Source organism: Paraburkholderia sp. A1RI_3L (assembly GCF_048957895.1).
In the GTDB taxonomy this organism is placed as follows: Bacteria; Pseudomonadota; Gammaproteobacteria; order Burkholderiales; family Burkholderiaceae; genus Paraburkholderia; species Paraburkholderia kururiensis.
The window spans coordinates 213,361-232,527 of sequence record NZ_JARCHA010000004.1; the positions used below are offsets into that span (position 1 = coordinate 213,361).

Consider the following 19,167-nt stretch of genomic DNA (forward strand, 5'->3'; position numbering starts at 1 on the left):
CCGCATGCTGAAACCTGAAGTCGATAGCCTCGTTCCCCACGTCCCGTTCAATCGACGCACGTTCATCAAGGCCGCACTGGGCTCGGGCTTTGCAGCGGCCGTGTTGCCCGTGTCGGCACAAACCATCCACACCGACAGCGAAGGGCTGGAAGCTGGCGAGGTGGGCATTCACTCGGGCGACACGCTCGTGCCCGCCTACCGCGCGCAGCCGAAAGGCAAGACGCATTTGCCGGTGATCGTGGTGGTGCACGAAATCTTCGGCGTGCACGAGCACATCGCCGACGTCTGCCGTCGATTCGCGAAGCTCGGTTATCTGGCGATTGCGCCGGACCTGTACGTTCGCGAGGGCGATGCATCGAAGTACCCAACCATCCAGCAACTCGACGAGCACATTGTCAGCAAGGTGCCCGACGAGCAGGTCATGGCCGACCTCGATGCGACCGTGGCCTGGGCCGGCGAACATGGCGGCGACCTGAAGCGGCTGGGGCTCACGGGTTTCTGCTGGGGCGGGCGGATTGCGTGGCTCTACGCCGAGCACAATCCCCGGCTAAAGGCGGCCGTGGCGTGGTACGGGCGGCTCGTGGGCGACCACACCGCGATGACGCCCGCCAATCCGATCGATCGCGTCGCGGATTTGCGCGTGCCGGTGCTCGGGCTTTACGGCCGTCAGGACCAGAGCATTCCGCAGGACACCATCGAGCAGATGAAGCAGGCGCTTGCCCATGCATCGCAGCCGGCGCGCGACTCGCAGTTCGTGGTCTACGACGACGCGGGGCATGCGTTCTTCGCAGACTATCGGCCGAGCTACCGCAAGGCCGACGCCGAGGACGGCTGGCGCCGCGCACTCGCCTGGTTCAAGGAACACGGCGTGGCTTGAGGCGGTTCCGATGCGCGAGGCTGCGATTCGCGCATCGAGAAGGGCGGCCGCGGGCTCGTGTTGGCGCCGCGGCTGCTTCTAAAAGCGTTCGCGTAGCGTTCAGGCGTCAGGGATTCGGCCCGGTTGCGACCGGTCGCGACGCGTCCGTGCACCACTCGCTCCACGATCCGGGATAGAGCGTGGCGCCGTGCAGCCCCGCCACTTCCATCGCGAGCGCGTTGTGGCACGCCGTGACGCCGGAACCGCACTGCAGTACCACGTGGTCCGGGGCGGTGCCGGCGAGCAGCGCCGCGAAGTCCTCGCGCAACGCGTGGGCGGACTTGAAGCGTCCGTCGGCGCCGAGGTTGTCTTTGAAGAACCGGTTGAGTGCGCCCGGAATGTGGCCGCCGACCGGATCGATGGTTTCGTTTTCGCCTCGATAGCGGTCCGGCGAGCGGGCGTCGATCACGAGTTGTTCGCGCTGGGTGAGATTGCGCAGCAGCGCTTGCGCGTCCACGGTGGACTGCAGCGGGGCGCTCGCCTTGAAGGTGCCGCGGGAGGCGGGCGGAGCGTCGCTCGTGAGCGCTAGCCCGGCGGCTTGCCAGGCCTGCAGCCCGCCGTCGAGGAGCGCCACGGAATCGTGACCCAGCCAGCGCAGCAGCCACCAGAGGCGTGCGGCAAAGGCGCCGCCTTGCGCGTCGTATGCGACGACCTGCTGGCCTTCATTCAGCCCGTGTGCCGCGAGCGTATCGACGAGCTTTGCGCGATCGGGCAGCGGATGACGCCCGTTGCTGCCGGACTTCGAACCCGAGAGATCACGGTCCAGATGCAGATAGCGCGCGCCGGGCAGATGACCGGCGGCGTAAGCGGCTTCGCCGGAAGCGGGATCGGCAAGGTCGAAGCGGCAGTCGAAAATCAGCACGCTGCCCGGCGCGGCATCCAGCCGTTCCTTGAGGTTCGCGGCGGAGATGAGCGTGGTGTAGTGAGTGTGAGGCATGACGGCTCCTGGGGCATGGCGCGGGCCGGAAGCTTACTTGTACGTCGCTTGATATCGGCCCGCCGGATGCCGTCAGTCTAAACAAAAAAAGACGGGCGAGAGCCCGTCTTTCCCTGGCGCCTTGCCGCGCATCCGCAATTCGGCGATGCGTAGCGAGCGGTGCCTTAGATGTCGCCCAGTTGTGCGCGCAGGAACTCGTGGAAGTGCTGCATACCGTCTTCCATCGGGCTCTGGTACGGGCCCACCTGCGATTCGCCGCGCTCGTACAGCGCACGGCGGCCGGCGTCCATCCGCTCCGCAATCTCGTCGTCTTCGCGAGCCGTCTCCATATAGGCGGCGCGTTCGGCTTCGACAAACTCGCGCTCGAACAGCACGATTTCCTCGGGGTAATAGAACTCCACGATATTCGTGGTCTTCAGCGGCCCCTGCGGAATAAGCCACGAGACAACGAGCACGTGCGGATACCACTCGATCATGACGCCCGGGTAGTACACCATCCAGATGGCGCCGAACTCGGGCGGCTCGCCGCCGCGAAAACGCAGCACTTCGTCGTGCCATTTGCGATACGTCGCGCTGCCCGGCTTGCCGAGGCCGCTGTGCACGCCAACCGTCTGTACGCTGTACCAGTCGCCGAACTCCCAGCGCAGATCGTCGCAGGAGACGAAGCTGCCGAGGCCCGGATGGAACGGCACGACGTGATAGTCCTCGAGGTACACCTCGATGAACGTCTTCCAGTTGTAGTTGCACTCGTGGATTTCGGCGTGATCGAACATGTAGTCCGAAAAGTCGAAGTGCTTCGCTGGCCCCAGGTTCGCCAGGTCTTTTGCCACGTCGCGACCGCTCGACTCGAACAGCAGGCCCTGCCAGTTCTGCAGCGGCGTGGCGTTGAGGTTGAGGCACGGCTTGTCGGCGAAGTGTGGGGCGCCGAGCAGTTGCCCGTTCAGGTCGTAGGTCCAGCGGTGCAGCGGGCAGACGATGTTCTCGGTCTGGCCCTGGCCGTTGAGCATGATGGCCTGCCGGTGGCGGCAGACGTTCGAGAGCAACTCGATCTGAGCTTGCTGGTTCCGGACGAGCACACGCCCTTCGCCTTCGCCAGGTAAGGCAAAATAACTCCCCTTCTCGGGCACCATGAGTTCGTGCCCGACGTAGCGGGGGCCCTGCTGGAAGAGTGTTGCGATTTCGCGCTCGTAAAGCGCCTGGTCAAAGTAAGCCGTGACTGGCAGCTGGCTGTGGATGGACTTCAGCTGCAATGCATTGCTCAGATTGGACATTCCCACTCCCGATGAAGACGTGAAAGCAGTGAACAACCCAACCATCGAAGGTTCGACGAAGGTTCGATTTAGGGAGCCGGCGATTATACCCGTTTCCCCTTTTCGGGGGAGACTAAGTGCCTGATTTGGGTCAAATTTGTCCCCGGAGTTCAAATTTTCCAGGCGGACGCGATGGATTTGGTTACATGCCGGCTTGTAGCTGTAAGGGGACAGGCGCCGGCGTGCGGGTCGGAAATAACGCTTTTGCCGTAGAATGTCCGACTTGTTTCAAATTTGCGACCACCTCATGGCCAAAACCGCACCGAAGGATGCTGCCGCGTCCGTCGAGGACAACGGCGGCGCGCCGCTGCCGGAGAACTACGAGGCGGCGCTCGCAGAACTCGAAGGGCTCGTGGCGCGGATGGAGAGCGGCAATCTGAGCCTCGAGGAATCGCTCTCTGCGTACCGGCGCGGAGCCGCGCTCGTCACGTTCTGCCAGCAACAGCTGGAGAAGGTGGAGCAGCAGGTCCGCGTGCTCGACGGCGAGACGCTGCGTCCCGTGCCCCTCAATACGACTGGAAATGCCGCCCAAGAGGCAGACGACGATCTATGACTTTTGAACAGTGGACCCGCGCGGTGCTCGAGCGGGTCGAAGCGGCCCTCGAACACTATTTGCCGTCCGAAAAGACTGTCCCCGAGCAACTGCACGAAGCCATGCGCTATGCAGTGCTGGGCGGAGGCAAGCGGGTCCGGCCCTTGCTGTGCCATGCTGCGGGCGAACTCACGGGCGCGCGGGCCGAATGCCTCGATGCGGCCGCCGTGTCGCTTGAGATGATCCACGTCTATTCGCTGGTGCACGACGACATGCCCTGCATGGACGACGACGCGCTTCGCCGCGGCAAGCCCACGGTCCACGTGAAATACGACGAACCCACGGCGCTTCTCGTCGGAGACGCATTGCAGTCGCAGGCTTTCATCACGCTGACTGCCGACGTGCTGAGCCCGGCGCAACAGGCGTCGCTCGTGCGCGAACTGGCGGTGGCGAGCGGCTCGGTGGGCATGGCGGGCGGCCAGGCCATCGACCTCGCAAGCGTGGGCCACGCGCTCACGCGCCCGCAACTGGAAACGATGCACCGGATGAAGACAGGCGCGCTGCTGCGCGCCTCCGTGCGTATGGGCGCGCTTGCAGGCGAGGCGCCGGGTGCGGACACGCTGAAGTCGCTCGACACCTATGCGGCCGCCGTGGGTCTCGCGTTCCAGGTGGTCGACGACATTCTCGACGTCACGACCGACTCCGCGACGCTCGGCAAAACCGCCGGAAAGGACGCGAAGGACGGCAAGCCGACCTACGTATCGATCATCGGACTCGACGCATCGCGCGCGCTGGCACAACAGCTGCGCCGCGATGCCCACGCTGCGCTCGCGCCGTTTGGCGCACGCGCGCAGCGTCTTGCAGAACTCGCTGACCTGGTGGTTGACCGGGTCAGCTGAACGCGAAAGCCCGCCGCCGCGCATGAAACGAATGGAACAACGTTACGGGTGTGCGCGAAAAAAGTGCGGGCGCGTAAGTTTTCCTACAATGGAACGACGATGTACGACTTGCTGAAAACCATTGACGATCCTGCGGATTTGCGCCGGCTCGATCGCCGCCAGTTGCAGCCGCTTGCCGACGAGCTGCGCGCCTTCGTGCTCGACAGCGTGTCGCAGACGGGCGGCCACCTCTCGTCCAACCTCGGGACGGTCGAGCTGACGATTGCACTGCACTACGTGTTCGACACACCGCGCGACCGCATCGTCTGGGACGTCGGGCATCAGACCTATCCTCATAAGATTCTCACCGGCCGCCGTGACCAGATGCACTCGCTGCGGCAGTTCGGTGGCATCTCCGGTTTTCCGCGCCGCACCGAATCCGACTACGACACGTTCGGCACCGCGCATTCCAGCACGTCGATTTCGGCGGCGCTCGGCATGGCCGTCGCGAGCCAGCTGCAAGGCGACAACCGCTACGCGATCGCCGTGATCGGCGACGGCGCGATGACGGCCGGCATGGCCTTCGAGGCCATGAACAACGCGGGTGTCATGGAAGACGTGCCGCTGCTCGTCATCCTCAACGACAACGACATGTCGATCTCGCCGCCCGTCGGCGCGCTCAACCGCCATCTGGCGCGTCTCATGTCGGGCCGCTTTTACGCGGCTGCGCGCGCGGGCGTGGAGCGCGTGCTGCGCGTGGCGCCGCCCATGCTCGACCTCGCCCGCAAGCTCGAAGAGCACGCGAAGGGCATGCTCGTGCCGGCTACGCTGTTCGAGGAATTCGGCTTCAACTACATCGGCCCGATCGACGGTCACGACCTCGATTCGCTGATTCCCACGCTGCAGAACATCAAGGAACTGCGCGGTCCGCAATTCCTGCACGTGGTCACCAAGAAGGGCCAGGGCTACAAGCTGGCCGAAGCGGATCCCGTGCTCTATCACGGTCCGGGCAAGTTCAATCCGGCCGAAGGCATCAAGCCGTCCACGTCGCCGGGCAAGAAGACGTACACGCAGGTGTTCGGCGAGTGGCTGTGCGACGCGGCCGAACTCGATTCGCGCGTGATCGGCATTACGCCGGCCATGCGTGAAGGTTCCGGTCTCGTGGAATTCGAGAAGCGCTTTCCGGACCGCTACTTCGACGTGGGCATCGCTGAGCAGCACGCGGTCACGTTCGCGGGCGGTCTCGCGGCCGAAGGGCTCAAGCCCGTGGTCGCCATCTATTCGACCTTCCTGCAGCGCGCCTACGACCAGCTGATTCACGACGTGGCGTTGCAGAACCTGCCGGTTGTGTTCGCGATCGACCGCGCGGGTCTCGTCGGCGCAGACGGCGCTACCCACGCGGGCGCTTACGACCTCGCGTTCCTGCGCTGCATCCCGAACATGATTGTGATGGCGGCGTCGGACGAAAACGAATGCCGCCAGATGCTGTACACGGCGCTTCAGCAGTCGAACCCGACGGCCGTGCGTTACCCGCGGGGCGCCGGCACGGGCGTGGCCACCGTCAAGCAGATGACGACCATTCCGGTTGGCAAGGGCGAGGTTCGTCGCGAGACGTCGCAGCCGTCCGGCAAGCGGATCGCCATCCTCGCGTTCGGCACGATGGTGGCGCCTTCGCTGGCTGCCGCCGAAGAACTGGATGCGACCGTGGCGAACATGCGCTTCGTGAAGCCGATCGACGCCGAGTTGGTGCGCCGCCTCGCCGAGACGCACGACGCCATCGTGACCGTTGAAGAAGGCTGCGTGATGGGCGGTGCCGGCTCGGCTTGCGTCGAAGCCCTGCTGGAGAGTGGGGTTATCAAGCCCGTACTACAATTGGGCCTCCCCGACCGCTTCATCGACCACGGCGACCCGGCGCGTCTGCTGGCCGGCTGTGGGCTCGACGCCGCGGGCATCGCGAAGTCGATTCGCGAACGGTTCCTCGATCACGCGAGCAGCGCGGCCGGCAAGTCGGTCAAGCGCGTAGCGTGAGGTCGGGGCGGTCGTCGAGGGTATAGCGACTCCCGTTTCAACCGATGGGCCAAGGCCCATCTGGCAAAACGCCGGCGTGCTGCCGGCGTTTGCCTTTGCGCGTCCAGTTTTGCGCGCCATTGAGGACAACAAGATGAACCAGATGAACCCCGCCTTCGTGATGCCCGACGTGCAGAGCACGGTGGACACACGGCAGATCCCGATCCAGCGGGTGGGCGTGAGGGCGGTGCGCCATCCGTTGACGGTACGCACGGGTAGCGGCGAAGTGCAGCCCACCGTCGGCGTGTGGAATCTCGACGTTCATCTGCCGGCGCATCAGAAGGGCACGCATATGTCGCGGTTCGTCGCGTTGCTCGAAGAGAACCGCGAGCCGCTCGAGCCGGCCACGTTCCGCCGGATGCTGGCGGCGATGCTCCAGAAGCTGGAAGCGGACGCCGGCCGTATCGAAGTGTCGTTCCCGTATTTCGTGAAGAAAGTGGCGCCCGTCTCGGGCGTGGAAAGTCTGCTCGACTACGAGGTGACGCTCACCGGCGATGCGCGCAACGGCGAGACGCGGCTCTTCCTGAAGGTGCTCGTGCCCGTGACGAGCTTGTGCCCGTGCTCCAAGAAGATTTCGGAATACGGCGCCCATAACCAGCGCTCGCACGTGACGATCAGCGCTGAGCTGGCCGGCGATCTTGCGCCGGAAGAACTGATCGCCATCGCGGAGGAAGAAGCGTCGTGCGAACTGTGGGGACTGCTCAAGCGCCCGGACGAAAAGTTCGTGACCGAGCGCGCCTACGAGAATCCCAAGTTCGTCGAAGATCTGGTGCGGGACGTGGCGCAGCGCCTGAACGACGATGTGCGGGTGGTCGCATACACGCTCGAAGCGGAGAACTTCGAGTCGATTCACAACCACAGCGCGTACGCCGTGATCGAGCACGACAAGCGTGTTGCGTGAGGCGCCAGGCTTTTGATCGTGCCTACGCGGCGGGTGGAAACCGTGCCGCTTTTTGTTCGCCGCCTCGCCTGATGTCCCGCCCTTACTGCTGCGCGAGCGACGAAAGATCCCAGCGCGGCTTCACCGTGAACGCGTAGTTCTTCTCGGCCTGCGCCGGCCAGCGCTGAAGTCGCAGCGCGCCGGCAAGCGCGATCATCGCGCCGTTGTCGGTGCAGAGCGCGAGGTCGGGGTAGTGGACGTGGAACCCACGTTTCGCCGCCGCGGCCGAAAGCGCTTCGCGCAACTGCCGGTTCGCCCCCACTCCGCCTGCCACCACGAGTCGCTTGAGCTTCGTCCGCTTGAGGGCCGTCAGCGACTTTGCCGCCAGCACGTCCACCGCGGCGTCGACAAAACCCCGTGCGATATCGGCCTTGGCCTGTTCGCAGACGTTTCCGCCCAGCCGCTTCACCTGCGTGAGCACAGCGGTCTTCAAACCGCTGAAGCTGAAGTCGAGGTCGCCCGAATGCAGCATGGGGCGCGGCAGGTCGACGGCGCCCGGCGTGCCGAATTCAGCGAGTCGCGAGACTTCCGGGCCGCCCGGGTAGCCAAGGCCGAGCAGCTTCGCGGTCTTGTCGAAGGCTTCGCCGGCGGCGTCGTCGAGCGTTTCGCCGAGCGTCTCGTAGACGCCGACGTCGGTTACGCGCATGAGCTGAGTGTGACCGCCCGACACGAGCAGCGCGACGAACGGGAACGGCGGCGGTGCATCGACGAGCAGCGGCGAAAGCAGATGCCCTTCGAGGTGATGGATGCCGATGGTCGGCTTGTCCCAGGCCATGGCAAGCGCGTTTGCGATGCTGGCGCCCACGAGCAGCGCACCGGCGAGGCCGGGGCCTTGCGTGTAGGCGATGGCGTCGATGTCGCCTCGCGTGGCGCCCGAACGTTCCAGCACGTCTTCCAGCAGCGGCAGCGCGCGCCGGATATGGTCGCGCGAGGCGAGTTCCGGCACCACGCCGCCGTACTCCCGGTGCATGGCGATCTGCGAATGCAGCGCATGCGCGAGCAGGCCGCGCTCTGTGTCGTAGAGCGCAAGACCGGTTTCGTCGCAGGAGCTTTCGATGCCGAGAACAAGCATGATTCGATGCGGCGCGCGGCAGTGGCCTGGCGATAACCGGGCGGCGGTGCGGCGCGTGAGCAGAAGTTGGAGGCGAGCCTGAAAGTATAGCAGTGCCCAGGAACGGCGGCGGCCCGCAGGTACAATGCGCGCCATGGAATCTTTCGATATTGCGGTGATCGGCGCGGGTGCGGCCGGCATGATGTGCGCCTCTGTGGCCGGGCAACTGGGCCGGCGCGTGGTGCTGATCGACCACTCGCCGAACCTTGCCGAAAAAATCCGCATATCGGGCGGCGGCCGCTGCAACTTCACGAATCTGTATGCAGGACCGGCCAATTACCTGTCCGCCAACCCGCATTTTTGCCGCTCCGCGCTGGCGCGCTATACGCCGCGCGACTTCATGGCGCTCCTCAAGCGCCACGGCGTAACGTGGCATGAGAAGCACAAAGGGCAGCTTTTCTGCAATCAGTCGAGCGAGGCCGTGATCGACGTGCTGCGCGCCGAGTGCGACGCAGGCCGGATCGCGTGGCGGCGACCGCTCGCGGTGGAACATGTCGAGTACGCGCAGCCAGGCGGCTTCACGCTGGGCACGAAGGCGGGGCAGATTCGCGCACGCGCGCTCGTGATTGCGACAGGCGGACTGTCCATTCCGAAGATCGGCGCAACGGACTTCGCGTATCGTCTCGCAAAGCAGTTCGGCCACAAGCTCGTGGATACACGTCCCGCGCTCGTGCCGCTGACGTTTGCCGCCCAGGACTGGGCGCCGTTTTCGGCGCTCTCGGGCGTTTCGCTCGAGGTTCATCTCGTCACCGGCGACCGCAAGACCGGGGGCGAATTCGTGGAAGATCTGCTGCTCACCCACCGCGGCCTTTCTGGTCCCGGCGTGCTGCAGATTTCGAGCTACTGGCAGCCGGGAGAGCCGATCCACGTCAATCTGCTGCCGGAGCGGGACGTCGCGGCAGCGCTGATTGAGGCGAAAGGCGCCACGAAGCGGCAAATCGGTAATCTGCTCTCCGAGTGGCTGCCCAGTCGGCTCGCGCACGTCTGGCTGCAAACGCATCAAATCGCGCCCGAGGCGCGCCTTGCCGACCTCCCGGATCGCGCGCTACGCCGCATTGGCGAGACACTTTCGCGCTGGACGCTCACCCCGAGCGGCACGGAGGGCTATCGAAAGGCCGAAGTGACGCGCGGGGGCGTGGATACGCGCGAGCTGTCGTCGTCGACGCTCATGAGCGAGCGGGTGCCGGGGCTGTTCTTCGTCGGCGAGGCCGTCGACGTGACGGGATGGCTCGGCGGCTACAACTTTCAGTGGGCGTGGGCGTCGGGCGTGGCCGCCGGAAAAGCCGCCGCCGGATACGCAGAATCGGCTTGACGGCTGGCTGTCTTTGTGCAAAACGCTCTGCTATACTTTCCGTTCTTTGCCCCTTTCCCGTTATTGGAAAATGACGACGATCCGCGTTAAAGAAAACGAGCCGTTTGAAGTAGCGATGCGCCGCTTCAAACGCACGATCGAGAAGAACGGCCTGTTGACCGAACTTCGTGCACGCGAGTTTTACGAAAAGCCGACGGCGGAGCGCAAGCGCAAGAAGGCTGCCGCGGTGAAGCGCCACTTCAAGCGCCTGCGCAGCCAGATGCTGCCGAAGAAGTTCTACTGATTCCGGCGCCGCTGCGCCGCCTCGGACCTCAGGGTCCCCGGTCAGTGCGGCGGAAGGTGGCGGCGAGGTCCGCTGCCGCGAAGCGGTGCAGGAGGCAAGAGCCTGTACCGCGAGGCCATCCTGGTGAGGCCGCAACCAAAGAGTCTGCGCCAACCCGCTTGGAAAATGTTCCAAGCGGGTTTTTGCATTAATGCGCCGTCGGCTGTTGTGCAATGCAGGCGGCGCGGCAAGACTTCGTCTTGCGCGGTTCGAGCCGGTCGGCGAGCTTCCCGGGCGTTTTAGCAATCCAACGAATGCAGGTGAGTGATGAGTCTAAGAGACCAGATCAACGACGACATGAAGGCCGCCATGCGCGCGCGCGAAACCGAGCGGCTCGGCACGATTCGTCTGTTGCTCGCGGCAATCAAGCAGCGTGAGGTCGACGATCGCGTGACGCTCGACGACGCCGGCATCACGGTCGTCATCGACAAGATGATCAAGCAGCGCAAGGATTCGATCAGCCAGTTCGAGGCCGCCGGCCGTACCGATCTGGTCAGCAAGGAGAGCGCGGAGCTTGCGGTGCTGTCGGCCTATATGCCTGAGCAGCTTTCGGCTGGGCAGATCGCCGCCGAAGTTGCGGCCGCCGTTGCGCAGACGGGCGCCGCAGGCCCGCAGGACATGGGCAAGGTGATGGGCGTGCTCAAGCCGAAGCTGGCGGGCCGGGCCGACATGACCGCCGTGTCGGCGCAGGTCAAGGCTGCGCTCTCGAAGTAAAACGCCGTCGCTGGCCGGCGCCGTGCCGCCAAGGCGGCCCCGTGAGTCCGGCTGCGCCGCCATGCAATTCCGTACCGTCCCGCACGTTTCTGGCCGCGCCATTCGATGATTCCGCATTCGTTCCTGCAGGATCTGCTGAACCGCGTCGATATTGTCGACGTGGTTGGGCGCTATGTGCAATTGAAGAAGGGCGGCGCGAACTTCATGGGGCTCTGCCCGTTTCACAACGAAAAGAGCCCTTCGTTCACCGTTAGTCCTACCAAGCAGTTCTATCACTGCTTCGGTTGCGGGGCGCACGGCACGGCGATCGGCTTTCTCATGGAGCATGCCGGGCTCACGTTTCCAGAAGCAGTAAACGAACTGGCGCAGTCAGTGGGGCTGACCGTTCCGAACGAGCCGGCACCCGGGCGCGGCAACAGCGGTTCGTATGGCGGGCAGGGCGGCGGATACGACTACGGGCCGGCTGCCTCCAGGGCGGTCACCACAGCGCTATCCGACGTCATGCAGACAGCGTGCGATTTTTACCGCAAGCAACTGCGAGGCGCACCCAACGCAATCCAGTACCTGAAAAAGCGCGGGCTGACAGGCGAAGTTGCGGCGCGTTTCGGACTTGGTTACGCGCCGGACGGCTGGCAGAACCTGGAGGCGGCGTTCCCCAATTATCGGGACGACGCGCTGGTGGAAGCGGGCCTTGTGATCGTTAGCGAGAAGCAGGACGCGCAGGGCCACGCGCGCCGCTACGATCGCTTTCGGGAACGGATCATGTTCCCCATCCGCAATGTGAAGGGCCAGGTGATCGGCTTCGGTGGGCGCGTATTGGACGGAGGCGAGCCGAAGTATTTGAATTCGCCCGAAACGCCGCTATTTAACAAGGGCAGCGAGCTGTATGGGCTCTTCGAAGCCCGGCTCGCGATACGCGAACAACACTATGTGCTCGTGGTCGAAGGCTACATGGACGTGGTCGCACTAGCGCAGCTTGGATTCCAGAACGCTGTGGCCACGCTCGGCACGGCCTGTACGCCGATTCACGTGCAGAAGCTGCTGCGTCAAACCGACACGGTAATTTTCAGCTTCGACGGCGACTCGGCGGGGCGACGGGCGGCGCGTCGCGCGCTGGACGCCTGCCTGCCGCACGCGGCGGACAACCGCACCATCCGGTTCCTGTTCCTGCCGACGGAGCACGACCCGGACAGCTACGTCCGTGAATTCGGCACGGAGGCGTTTGCCGAACAGGTCGAGCGTGCCATGCCGCTGTCACAGTTTCTGTTGAACGAAGTACTGGTAGGCAAGGAACTGGACCAGCCGGAAGGCAGGGCACGCGCGCTCTTCGATGCCAAGCCGTTGTTGCAGGCTCTGCCGGCCAATGCGCTGCGTTCGCAGATCATGCACATGCTGGCGGACCGGCTGGACGTGCCGTTCGAAGAGGTGGCGGCCCTCTGCGAGGTGGATGCCCGGATTGCCGCCGCCGCGCGTACCGCGCCGCCGCGCAAGGACCGGCGTGCGGTAACGGGAATCGAGCAGCGCGCGCTGCGCAATCTCGTCATGCATCCGAAGATCGTGTTGGAGCTGGATGAAGAGGCCGAACGAGCGTTGCTTGCGCTGACGCGCAATGGCGAACTGTTCGAGGAGGTCGCCACGCACGCGCGCGCACTGGGGGACGCGGCAGCATTTCAGCTGCTCTCCGACCTGCTGAGAAACGGCGCAAACGCGGCAACCTTCGAGGAAATCTTTCGCGAAATTCTGAACTATGATGAAAACGTTCGGGATTTGTTGCTGAAGGATGCCGAGGATTCCGCCGTGATCGAGGAACGGCGCGAGCAGGAGCGACTGGCCGCTGAGGAGCTGAAGGCGGCGATTCTCAAGATGCGTTACGACGCGTGGTGCGACCGCCTGGATGCGCTGTCGCGTCAATCGAAACACACGCCCGAGGAATTGGCGGAGCTGACGGATCTGAACCAAAAGCGCGCCGAAATGAAGCGGCAGCTCGGGCTGTAACCGATCGGAGGCCGCGCGGGGAGGGGGTAAGCCCGCGTGCTATAATAAAAGGTTTCCAGCGGCTGTTTTTCCAGGCATCCAGTAATCCAGCAAGGGACGGACTCGCAATGGCAAAGACTACGGGCGGAAAAAGAGCGACAGGCAAGGGCTCCGAAGAGCCGACCACGACGGTCAATCAGGCCAGATCCTCTCGTTCCGCAGCAAAAGCGTCTGATGCCGGCACCGCCCCTGTTGCCAGAAAACGGGCCCCGGCGGCTTCGGCCGCGCGAGCTGCACCAGCGCGTGCAGCTAAAGCTTCGACCCAACCGGCCACGAAGCGGTCCGGTGAGAGAAGCGCAAGGGAAGTGCCTGCCGTCGCGGACGATGCGGCAGAGCGCGAGACTCAAGTATCCACGGTTCAAGAGGCTGTTGTCCAGCAGCCGCGAGTCGAGACTACAGCCGGTACGGCGAACTCCATGACGAAAAAGCTGAACGAAGTATCCGTCGATGACGACGCAACCCAGAGCGAAGAAACGGCGCCCACGCCCGCCAAGGGTGAGAAGGCGCGCGCCCGCGACCGCCGCGCAAAGGAAAAGGCGCTGCTGAAGGACGCGTTCGCGTCGACGCAGCCCGGCACCGTCGAGGAGCTCGAGGAGCGCCGCTCCAAGCTGCGTGCGCTGATCAAGCTCGGCAAGGAACGCGGCTTCCTGACCTACGCTGAAATCAACGATCACCTGCCGGACAACTTCACGGAAACCGAGGCGATCGAAGGCATCATCAGCACGTTCAACGACATGGGCGTGGCGGTGTACGAGCAGGCGCCTGACGCGGAAACGTTGCTGCTCAACGACAACGCGCCGGCCGCGTCGTCGGACGACGAAGTGGAAGAGGAAGCGGAAGTCGCACTCTCCACCGTCGACTCCGAATTCGGCCGCACGACCGACCCCGTGCGCATGTACATGCGCGAAATGGGTACCGTCGAGCTGCTCACGCGTGAAGGCGAAATCGAAATCGCGAAGCGCATCGAAGACGGCCTGAAGCACATGGTGATGGCCATCTCGGCGTGCCCCACGACGATCGCCGACATTCTCGCCATGGCCGAGCGCGTGGCGAACGACGAGATTCGAGTTGACGAACTCGTCGACGGCCTGATCGATCCGAACGCGGAAGATACCGACGGCTTCTCGGCTCAGGAAGCGGAGGAGATCGAAAACGCCGAAGAGGAAGAGGAAGAAGAGGAAGAGGAAGAAGAGGAAGACGACGACGGCACCGCGCAGGCCACGGCCAACGCGGCGCAGCTCGAAGCCCTCAAGCGCACCTCGCTCGAAAAGTTCGCGCTGATCAGCGAATGGTTCGACAAGATGCGTCGCGCGTTCGAGAAGGAAGGCTACAAGTCGAAGTCGTACCTCAAGGCGCAGGAAACCATCCAGAACGAACTGATGTCGATCCGCTTCACGGCGCGTACCGTGGAGCGTCTGTGCGATACGCTGCGTGCGCAGGTGGATGAAGTGCGCCAGGTGGAACGCCAGATTCTGCACATCGTGGTCGACAAGTGCGGCATGCCGCGCTCGGAATTCATCGCCCGCTTCCCGGGCAGTGAAACCGATCTCGAATGGGCCGACAAGATCGTGGGCGAGAGCCATTCGTACAGCGCCATCCTGTCGCGCAACATTCCGGCGATCCGCGAACAGCAACAACGGCTGCTGGACCTCCAGGCGCGCGTGGTGCTGCCGCTCAAGGACCTGAAGGAAACCAACCGCCAGATGGCGGCGGGCGAGTTGAAGGCACGTCAGGCCAAGCGTGAAATGACCGAGGCGAACCTGCGTCTCGTGATCTCGATTGCGAAGAAGTACACGAACCGTGGTCTGCAGTTCCTCGATCTCATCCAGGAAGGCAACATCGGCCTGATGAAGGCGGTGGACAAGTTCGAATATCGCCGCGGCTACAAGTTCTCGACGTACGCGACGTGGTGGATCCGCCAGGCCATTACGCGTTCGATCGCGGACCAGGCGCGCACGATCCGTATTCCGGTTCACATGATCGAAACGATCAACAAGATGAACCGCATCTCGCGGCAGATTCTGCAGGAAACCGGCCTTGAGCCGGATCCGGCAACGCTCGCCGAGAAGATGGAGATGCCGGAAGACAAGATCCGCAAGATCATGAAGATCGCGAAGGAGCCGATCTCGATGGAAACGCCGATCGGTGACGACGACGATTCCCATCTGGGCGACTTCATCGAAGATACGAACACCGTCGCACCGGCAGATGCCGCGCTGCACGCGAGCATGCGCGACGTGGTGAAGGACGTGCTCGATTCGCTGACGCCGCGCGAAGCGAAGGTGCTGCGTATGCGCTTCGGTATCGAGATGAGCACGGACCACACGCTCGAAGAGGTTGGCAAGCAGTTCGACGTGACGCGTGAACGGATCCGCCAGATCGAGGCGAAGGCACTGCGCAAGCTGCGTCATCCGAGCCGTTCGGACAAGCTCAAGTCGTTCCTGGAAGGCAATTGACGTAGTACCGTTGCCGCGGTTTCGAGGGCTGCGTCATGGCCCTGAATGCAACGGTTTCGTGTAACATGTCGCGACTGTAAACGAGGCCCGGCCTTCCCAAAGACCGGGTCTTTTTATTGGGCCGGACGCCGTGCTGGTTGCAGGCAGCGGACTCATAATCCGCCTCCGAAAGGACACCGTGGGTTCGAATCCCACCCGGCCCACCATTCCCCGTTCCATCGAACCAACAAGTTCTGTGCCGTTAAGCATAAAGTGTCCACCGTGACACGTTATGCTTTATTTCCCGATGGGACGCATTTTGCTTTATCGGGAATCGGTGGTAGCGTGAAAAGCTTTGTTCGCATCGCGCAGAGGCGAACGGACGCAAAAAAGCCGGCCTAAGGGCCGGCTTTTTTGTTGTGGCGGGGGGCCGCGTCGCCTAGCTCGCGCCGGGCGCCTCCCTCCTTCAACCAGTGATGGACCGTGGCCTTGCATAGACCCACTCGTAGGGCAAACAACGTCACGCCACGACAAGAGCGTGAGCTTGTCGAGTTGCTCGACACCGGTCCAAGCAGACAGCGTAGCCGACCAGTTGTTTGCTGAATCGCCAATGCTGTCGATGTTTCCGACGTGCCAAGTATATTTCTCGGCGAGTTCCCAGCCGACTGCCTTGGTCACTTGCCGACACAGCGCCGCGACCGACACGCTGTGCGATACGGCCAGCCGGCAGAAGTAACCGAGCAAGCTCTCGACCTCGGGGGTGCCGACGCCGATGGGAGCGAGAGCGTGCAGCGTCGAGCGCGGATTCGAAATCGCGTAGCTCATGCTGCGCTCCTTCTGCCAGCCGATGCCTTGGGCATTGATGGCTTCCTCGCCATCGAGGATTTCGGTAAGTATCCGGTCCCGCCGCGCCTCGGTGAGCAACGCTCGCCGGAGCGCCTCTGCGGACCAGCGGCCGTCGGCTTCGGCCAGTCTGGCTGCTCGAACAAGCACGCTGCTCAACGTGCTGATGCAACCCAGCGTGTTTTCATGGGGCGCCTCCGCGTAACGCGTCAACTCGCCGCCCCACAGCGCGGGCAGCATCTTTTCGAATGACTGGAGGCAGGCAATGAACGCCCGAACGTCCTCGGGCCGGTCCTGTCGGTAGCGTTCGAAGTGCAGGACGTGAGAGCGCCTCGCGAGCTGACCACACAGCGACATGAGCCGGTAGAGGTCGTATGAACCGACCAACACCATCTGCGTGCCGCACTGGTTCACGAGCGACTTCAGGGTATCAAGCTGAATCTCCAGCTTGGAGCTGCCGCGCGTTTGGTGAATGCTGTGAGCAGCCTCGTCAATGACGAGGAACTGGACTTTCCGCTCGCGCAGCGTACGTTCGACGGCTGTTCGCAGCGCCGCGAGACTGTTGCCGCTTGCACCCCGCGGCCGGTCCATGCGTCCAGACTGCGGGTCGATGCCATAAGCCGATTTCGGCGAGTCGAGGTCGTCGCCAAGCTGAGCGAGAGTCTGCCGATAGAAGAGTCTCCACGAGAAATCGTTCTCGCCCGAGGCAGGTGCTTCGACAGAGATTGCCGGAATCGTTCCGGCGTTGGCCTCCATTTCGACGGCGGCTCGCTCAACCGCCGCTTCGACCATGTACCTTGCCAGCGTGGTTAGGCCGGCGCCGGTCGGGCCGCAAACGAGGAGCGTGCTGTCCTGGCTGCCGGGGTAAATCAAGGTTTCCAGTTCAGTAGGCCCGAAATTGGTGCCGCCTGGTGTTGATTCAGTGAGTGCTCCGAAGCTAACTTATTTGGAGCCGGCCTTACCCCTCTGAAGTACCGAAAACCGGCAAGCTAACCAATTACAAATCGCGTACTTGGCCGGGGTAAGGTCGCCGCCGCAACGATGAAGAATCTGGCGGCGAAACAGGTTTTCGGAGGCGCATAACTACCGCTGGGGCAATCAACTCGACACAACAGAATCACCTATCGATTGGCTTCGACCCAAGCAGCAGGATGTCGACTAGTCGCCTGGCGCTTTGCTGCCAGTCTGGAGAAGAAGCGACGTTTGACACTCCCACGAGCGCACGCAGCAGGTCGAGTGGTTCGAGGTCTGCGCGGAGGTCTCCGCTCTCTACCGCGCGCGATACCAGTGTGCGAATTGCCGTCTTGATTTGCGTCCCAGATTCTTCGAACAACCCGGGCGATGTCACGCCGACAATCGTGTTCAGTGCGGGCGCAATGATTTTCTTGGCCGCAATGTAGTCGACAAATAGCAGCATCCACGTTCTCAGTGCCTCCAGCGCGGGTAGCTCACGAGAGAGCCGGCGCTCCTCTCCCGCGAGCCGCTCGACTTCTGCACGGTAGACGCCCTCCAGCAGAGCTGCGCGCGTGGCGAAGTGGCGATAAAGCGTGCCTGGGCCAACACCGGCCTGGCGGGCAACCTCCTCCAGGCTGATGTCGGCCCCCTTGTCCGTGAATGCCTTTTTTGCCTCTTCGAGAATGCGCTCGCGGTTGCGCAGCGCGTCGGCTCTCGGCTTCTTTTCTGTTGGCGTCGAATCAGTCATGGGCGAAAGGCTGGTTGCAATCGGAGGCGGCCTCCGATTATCATGAGAAACGGAGCCGCCCTCCGGATGGAGGGCCGTAGTCGTGGCAATCTTACAGTGACGGAGATATGAAATGACCAGACGCTATGGAGCGGCATCAACGACCGACGACGTGCTATCGGGGATTGACCTTCGCGGAAAGCGGATTCTTGTTACGGGCGTATCTGCCGGCCTTGGTGTGGAGACTGCGCGCGCCCTCGCGGCGCATGGCGCGAACATCGTTGGCGCAGCGCGAGACCTTGCGAAAGCACAAGAAATAACCAGACAGGCACGGCAGGAGGCAGTACCGGCTGGCGGCAGCCTGGAGCTTACCGGACTGGACCTTGCAAACCTCAGTAGCGTTCGAGCGTGTGCCAACACCCTGCTTGCTGATGGCCGGCCGTTCGACGTCATCATCGCCAATGCAGGGGTTATGGCCACGCCGCCCGGAAAAACCGCGGACGGCTTCGAAACGCAGTTCGGCACCAATCATCTTGGGCACTTCGTTTTCATTAACCGGCTCGCGCCGCTGCTTCAGGATGGCGGCCGGGTGGTGATGCTCGCATCTTCAGGCCATCGGTTCGCGGATGTCGACCTTGATGACCCCGGCTTTGAGCGTACGCCCTATGAGCCGTTCGTAGCATATGGGCGGTCCAAGACAGCCAATATCCTCTTTGCAGTCGAATTTGACCGCAGGCATCGAGCCCGCGGCGTCCGGGCTACCGCCGTGCATCCTGGTGGAGTCCGCACTGAACTCGGGCGTCACATGAGCGAAGAACATCACACCGCGCTCGTCGAGACGATTAACAGACAGCTCGCATCCGAGGGCAAGCCTCCGTTTGAATTCAAGAGCGTGCCTCAAGGTGCCGCCACGTCCGTCTGGGCCGCCGTAGTAGCGTCGCCGGAGGAAGTTGGGGCGCGGTATTGCGAAAACTGTCATGTGAGTGACGTTGTGGCTGACAACGCCGTGATTACACCCGTGAGCGAAGGTGTTCGCCGGTATGCTCTCGACCCTGTTCGCGCGGAGGCACTTTGGCGAAAGAGCGAGGAGATGGTGGGAGAGTCTTTCAACCCGCCCACCCTGTAGCGGAGGCGC

16 protein-coding genes and 1 tRNA gene are annotated in these 19,167 nt (G+C 63.5%); 12 read left to right on the forward strand and 5 right to left on the reverse strand.

Annotated features, from left to right (window positions below; translation table 11 throughout):
* Positions 1-4: 4 nt before the first annotated feature.
* Complete coding sequence (locus PXJ20_RS13750; protein ID WP_017773301.1) at positions 5-877, forward strand: dienelactone hydrolase family protein; 873 nt, start codon at positions 5-7, stop codon at positions 875-877.
* A gap of 106 nt (positions 878-983) precedes the next feature.
* Here the strand turns inward: PXJ20_RS13750 and PXJ20_RS13755 are convergent, their stop codons facing one another.
* Positions 984-1,853, reverse strand: a complete 870-nt coding sequence (locus PXJ20_RS13755; RefSeq protein ID WP_421031419.1) for a sulfurtransferase — start codon at positions 1,851-1,853, stop codon at positions 984-986.
* Positions 1,854-2,017: 164 nt separating this feature from the next.
* Positions 2,018-3,124: an aromatic ring-hydroxylating oxygenase subunit alpha gene (locus tag PXJ20_RS13760; RefSeq protein ID WP_017773303.1), complete on the reverse strand. Its 1,107-nt coding sequence runs from the start codon at positions 3,122-3,124 to the stop codon at positions 2,018-2,020.
* Between the two features lie 286 nt (positions 3,125-3,410).
* Here PXJ20_RS13760 and PXJ20_RS13765 point away from each other — a divergent pair, with 286 nt between their 5' ends.
* From PXJ20_RS13765 to folE2, 4 genes are all read left to right on the forward strand, one after another.
* A complete protein-coding gene (locus PXJ20_RS13765) occupies positions 3,411-3,716 on the forward strand; it encodes an exodeoxyribonuclease VII small subunit (protein WP_026121144.1) in 306 nt (101 codons plus the stop codon).
* Positions 3,713-4,594 (forward strand): polyprenyl synthetase family protein, encoded by an 882-nt coding sequence (locus PXJ20_RS13770; RefSeq protein ID WP_199544765.1) that lies wholly within the window; start codon positions 3,713-3,715, stop codon positions 4,592-4,594. Before PXJ20_RS13765 ends, PXJ20_RS13770 begins: the two co-directional genes overlap by 4 nt.
* 99 nt (positions 4,595-4,693) lie before the next feature.
* On the forward strand, positions 4,694-6,601 hold the full coding sequence (gene dxs / locus PXJ20_RS13775) for a 1-deoxy-D-xylulose-5-phosphate synthase (RefSeq protein WP_421031418.1): 1,908 nt from the start codon (positions 4,694-4,696) through the stop codon (positions 6,599-6,601).
* 133 nt (positions 6,602-6,734) lie between these two features.
* The gene (gene folE2, locus PXJ20_RS13780) at positions 6,735-7,541 is read left to right on the forward strand and encodes a GTP cyclohydrolase FolE2 (protein ID WP_421031417.1); all 807 of its coding nucleotides are present in this window, start codon (positions 6,735-6,737) and stop codon (positions 7,539-7,541) included.
* An 82-nt stretch (positions 7,542-7,623) separates the two neighbouring features.
* Here the strand turns inward: folE2 and tsaD are convergent, their stop codons facing one another.
* Positions 7,624-8,652: a tRNA (adenosine(37)-N6)-threonylcarbamoyltransferase complex transferase subunit TsaD gene (gene tsaD, locus PXJ20_RS13785; RefSeq protein WP_421031416.1), complete on the reverse strand. Its 1,029-nt coding sequence runs from the start codon at positions 8,650-8,652 to the stop codon at positions 7,624-7,626.
* Positions 8,653-8,785: 133 nt separating this feature from the next.
* On the opposite strand from tsaD, the gene PXJ20_RS13790 reads away from it, so the two are divergent.
* From PXJ20_RS13790 to PXJ20_RS13815, 6 genes are all read left to right on the forward strand, one after another.
* Positions 8,786-10,003, forward strand: a complete 1,218-nt coding sequence (locus PXJ20_RS13790) for an NAD(P)/FAD-dependent oxidoreductase (protein WP_421031415.1) — start codon at positions 8,786-8,788, stop codon at positions 10,001-10,003.
* Positions 10,004-10,073: 70 nt separating this feature from the next.
* On the forward strand, positions 10,074-10,286 hold the full coding sequence (rpsU, locus tag PXJ20_RS13795; RefSeq protein ID WP_026121147.1) for a 30S ribosomal protein S21: 213 nt from the start codon (positions 10,074-10,076) through the stop codon (positions 10,284-10,286).
* A gap of 306 nt (positions 10,287-10,592) precedes the next feature.
* The gene (locus PXJ20_RS13800; RefSeq protein ID WP_017773311.1) at positions 10,593-11,039 is read left to right on the forward strand and encodes a GatB/YqeY domain-containing protein; all 447 of its coding nucleotides are present in this window, start codon (positions 10,593-10,595) and stop codon (positions 11,037-11,039) included.
* A 105-nt stretch (positions 11,040-11,144) separates the two neighbouring features.
* A complete protein-coding gene (gene dnaG, locus PXJ20_RS13805) occupies positions 11,145-13,034 on the forward strand; it encodes a DNA primase (protein WP_421031414.1) in 1,890 nt (629 codons plus the stop codon).
* Positions 13,035-13,141: 107 nt separating this feature from the next.
* Positions 13,142-15,529, forward strand: a complete 2,388-nt coding sequence (gene rpoD / locus PXJ20_RS13810; protein WP_176049109.1) for an RNA polymerase sigma factor RpoD — start codon at positions 13,142-13,144, stop codon at positions 15,527-15,529.
* 118 nt (positions 15,530-15,647) lie between these two features.
* Positions 15,648-15,735 (forward strand) — tRNA-Ile (locus tag PXJ20_RS13815).
* Between the two features lie 97 nt (positions 15,736-15,832).
* On the opposite strand, the gene PXJ20_RS13820 is transcribed toward PXJ20_RS13815, so the two are convergent.
* Positions 15,833-17,224 carry an AAA family ATPase gene (locus PXJ20_RS13820; RefSeq protein ID WP_421031413.1) on the reverse strand — a complete coding sequence of 464 codons (1,392 nt, stop codon included), beginning with the start codon at positions 17,222-17,224 and terminating at the stop codon, positions 15,833-15,835.
* Between the two features lie 244 nt (positions 17,225-17,468).
* Entirely contained in the window at positions 17,469-18,053 is a 585-nt protein-coding gene (locus tag PXJ20_RS13825) for a TetR/AcrR family transcriptional regulator (RefSeq protein WP_413213976.1), read from the reverse strand.
* 112 nt (positions 18,054-18,165) lie between these two features.
* Here PXJ20_RS13825 and PXJ20_RS13830 point away from each other — a divergent pair, with 112 nt between their 5' ends.
* On the forward strand, positions 18,166-19,158 hold the full coding sequence (locus PXJ20_RS13830) for an SDR family NAD(P)-dependent oxidoreductase (RefSeq protein WP_277599118.1): 993 nt from the start codon (positions 18,166-18,168) through the stop codon (positions 19,156-19,158).
* Positions 19,159-19,167: the final 9 nt, after the last annotated feature.

What these genes read in the sequence shown, in the direction of transcription:
- PXJ20_RS13765 (WP_026121144.1), top strand. Translation starts at nt 3,411, where the DNA reads ATGGCCAAAACCGCACCGAAGGATGCTGCCGCGTCCGTCGAGGACAAC.
- PXJ20_RS13770 (WP_199544765.1), top strand. Translation starts at nt 3,713, where the DNA reads ATGACTTTTGAACAGTGGACCCGCGCGGTGCTCGAGCGGGTCGAAGCG.
- PXJ20_RS13755 (WP_421031419.1), bottom strand. Translation starts at nt 1,853, where the DNA reads ATGCCTCACACTCACTACACCACGCTCATCTCCGCCGCGAACCTCAAG.
- folE2 (WP_421031417.1), top strand. Translation starts at nt 6,735, where the DNA reads ATGAACCAGATGAACCCCGCCTTCGTGATGCCCGACGTGCAGAGCACG.
- tsaD (WP_421031416.1), bottom strand. Translation starts at nt 8,652, where the DNA reads ATGCTTGTTCTCGGCATCGAAAGCTCCTGCGACGAAACCGGTCTTGCG.
- dnaG (WP_421031414.1), top strand. Translation starts at nt 11,145, where the DNA reads ATGATTCCGCATTCGTTCCTGCAGGATCTGCTGAACCGCGTCGATATT.
- PXJ20_RS13830 (WP_277599118.1), top strand. Translation starts at nt 18,166, where the DNA reads ATGACCAGACGCTATGGAGCGGCATCAACGACCGACGACGTGCTATCG.
- PXJ20_RS13800 (WP_017773311.1), top strand. Translation starts at nt 10,593, where the DNA reads ATGAGTCTAAGAGACCAGATCAACGACGACATGAAGGCCGCCATGCGC.
- dxs (WP_421031418.1), top strand. Translation starts at nt 4,694, where the DNA reads ATGTACGACTTGCTGAAAACCATTGACGATCCTGCGGATTTGCGCCGG.
- PXJ20_RS13825 (WP_413213976.1), bottom strand. Translation starts at nt 18,053, where the DNA reads ATGACTGATTCGACGCCAACAGAAAAGAAGCCGAGAGCCGACGCGCTG.
- PXJ20_RS13760 (WP_017773303.1), bottom strand. Translation starts at nt 3,124, where the DNA reads ATGTCCAATCTGAGCAATGCATTGCAGCTGAAGTCCATCCACAGCCAG.
- rpoD (WP_176049109.1), top strand. Translation starts at nt 13,142, where the DNA reads ATGGCAAAGACTACGGGCGGAAAAAGAGCGACAGGCAAGGGCTCCGAA.
- rpsU (WP_026121147.1), top strand. Translation starts at nt 10,074, where the DNA reads ATGACGACGATCCGCGTTAAAGAAAACGAGCCGTTTGAAGTAGCGATG.
- PXJ20_RS13790 (WP_421031415.1), top strand. Translation starts at nt 8,786, where the DNA reads ATGGAATCTTTCGATATTGCGGTGATCGGCGCGGGTGCGGCCGGCATG.
- PXJ20_RS13750 (WP_017773301.1), top strand. Translation starts at nt 5, where the DNA reads ATGCTGAAACCTGAAGTCGATAGCCTCGTTCCCCACGTCCCGTTCAAT.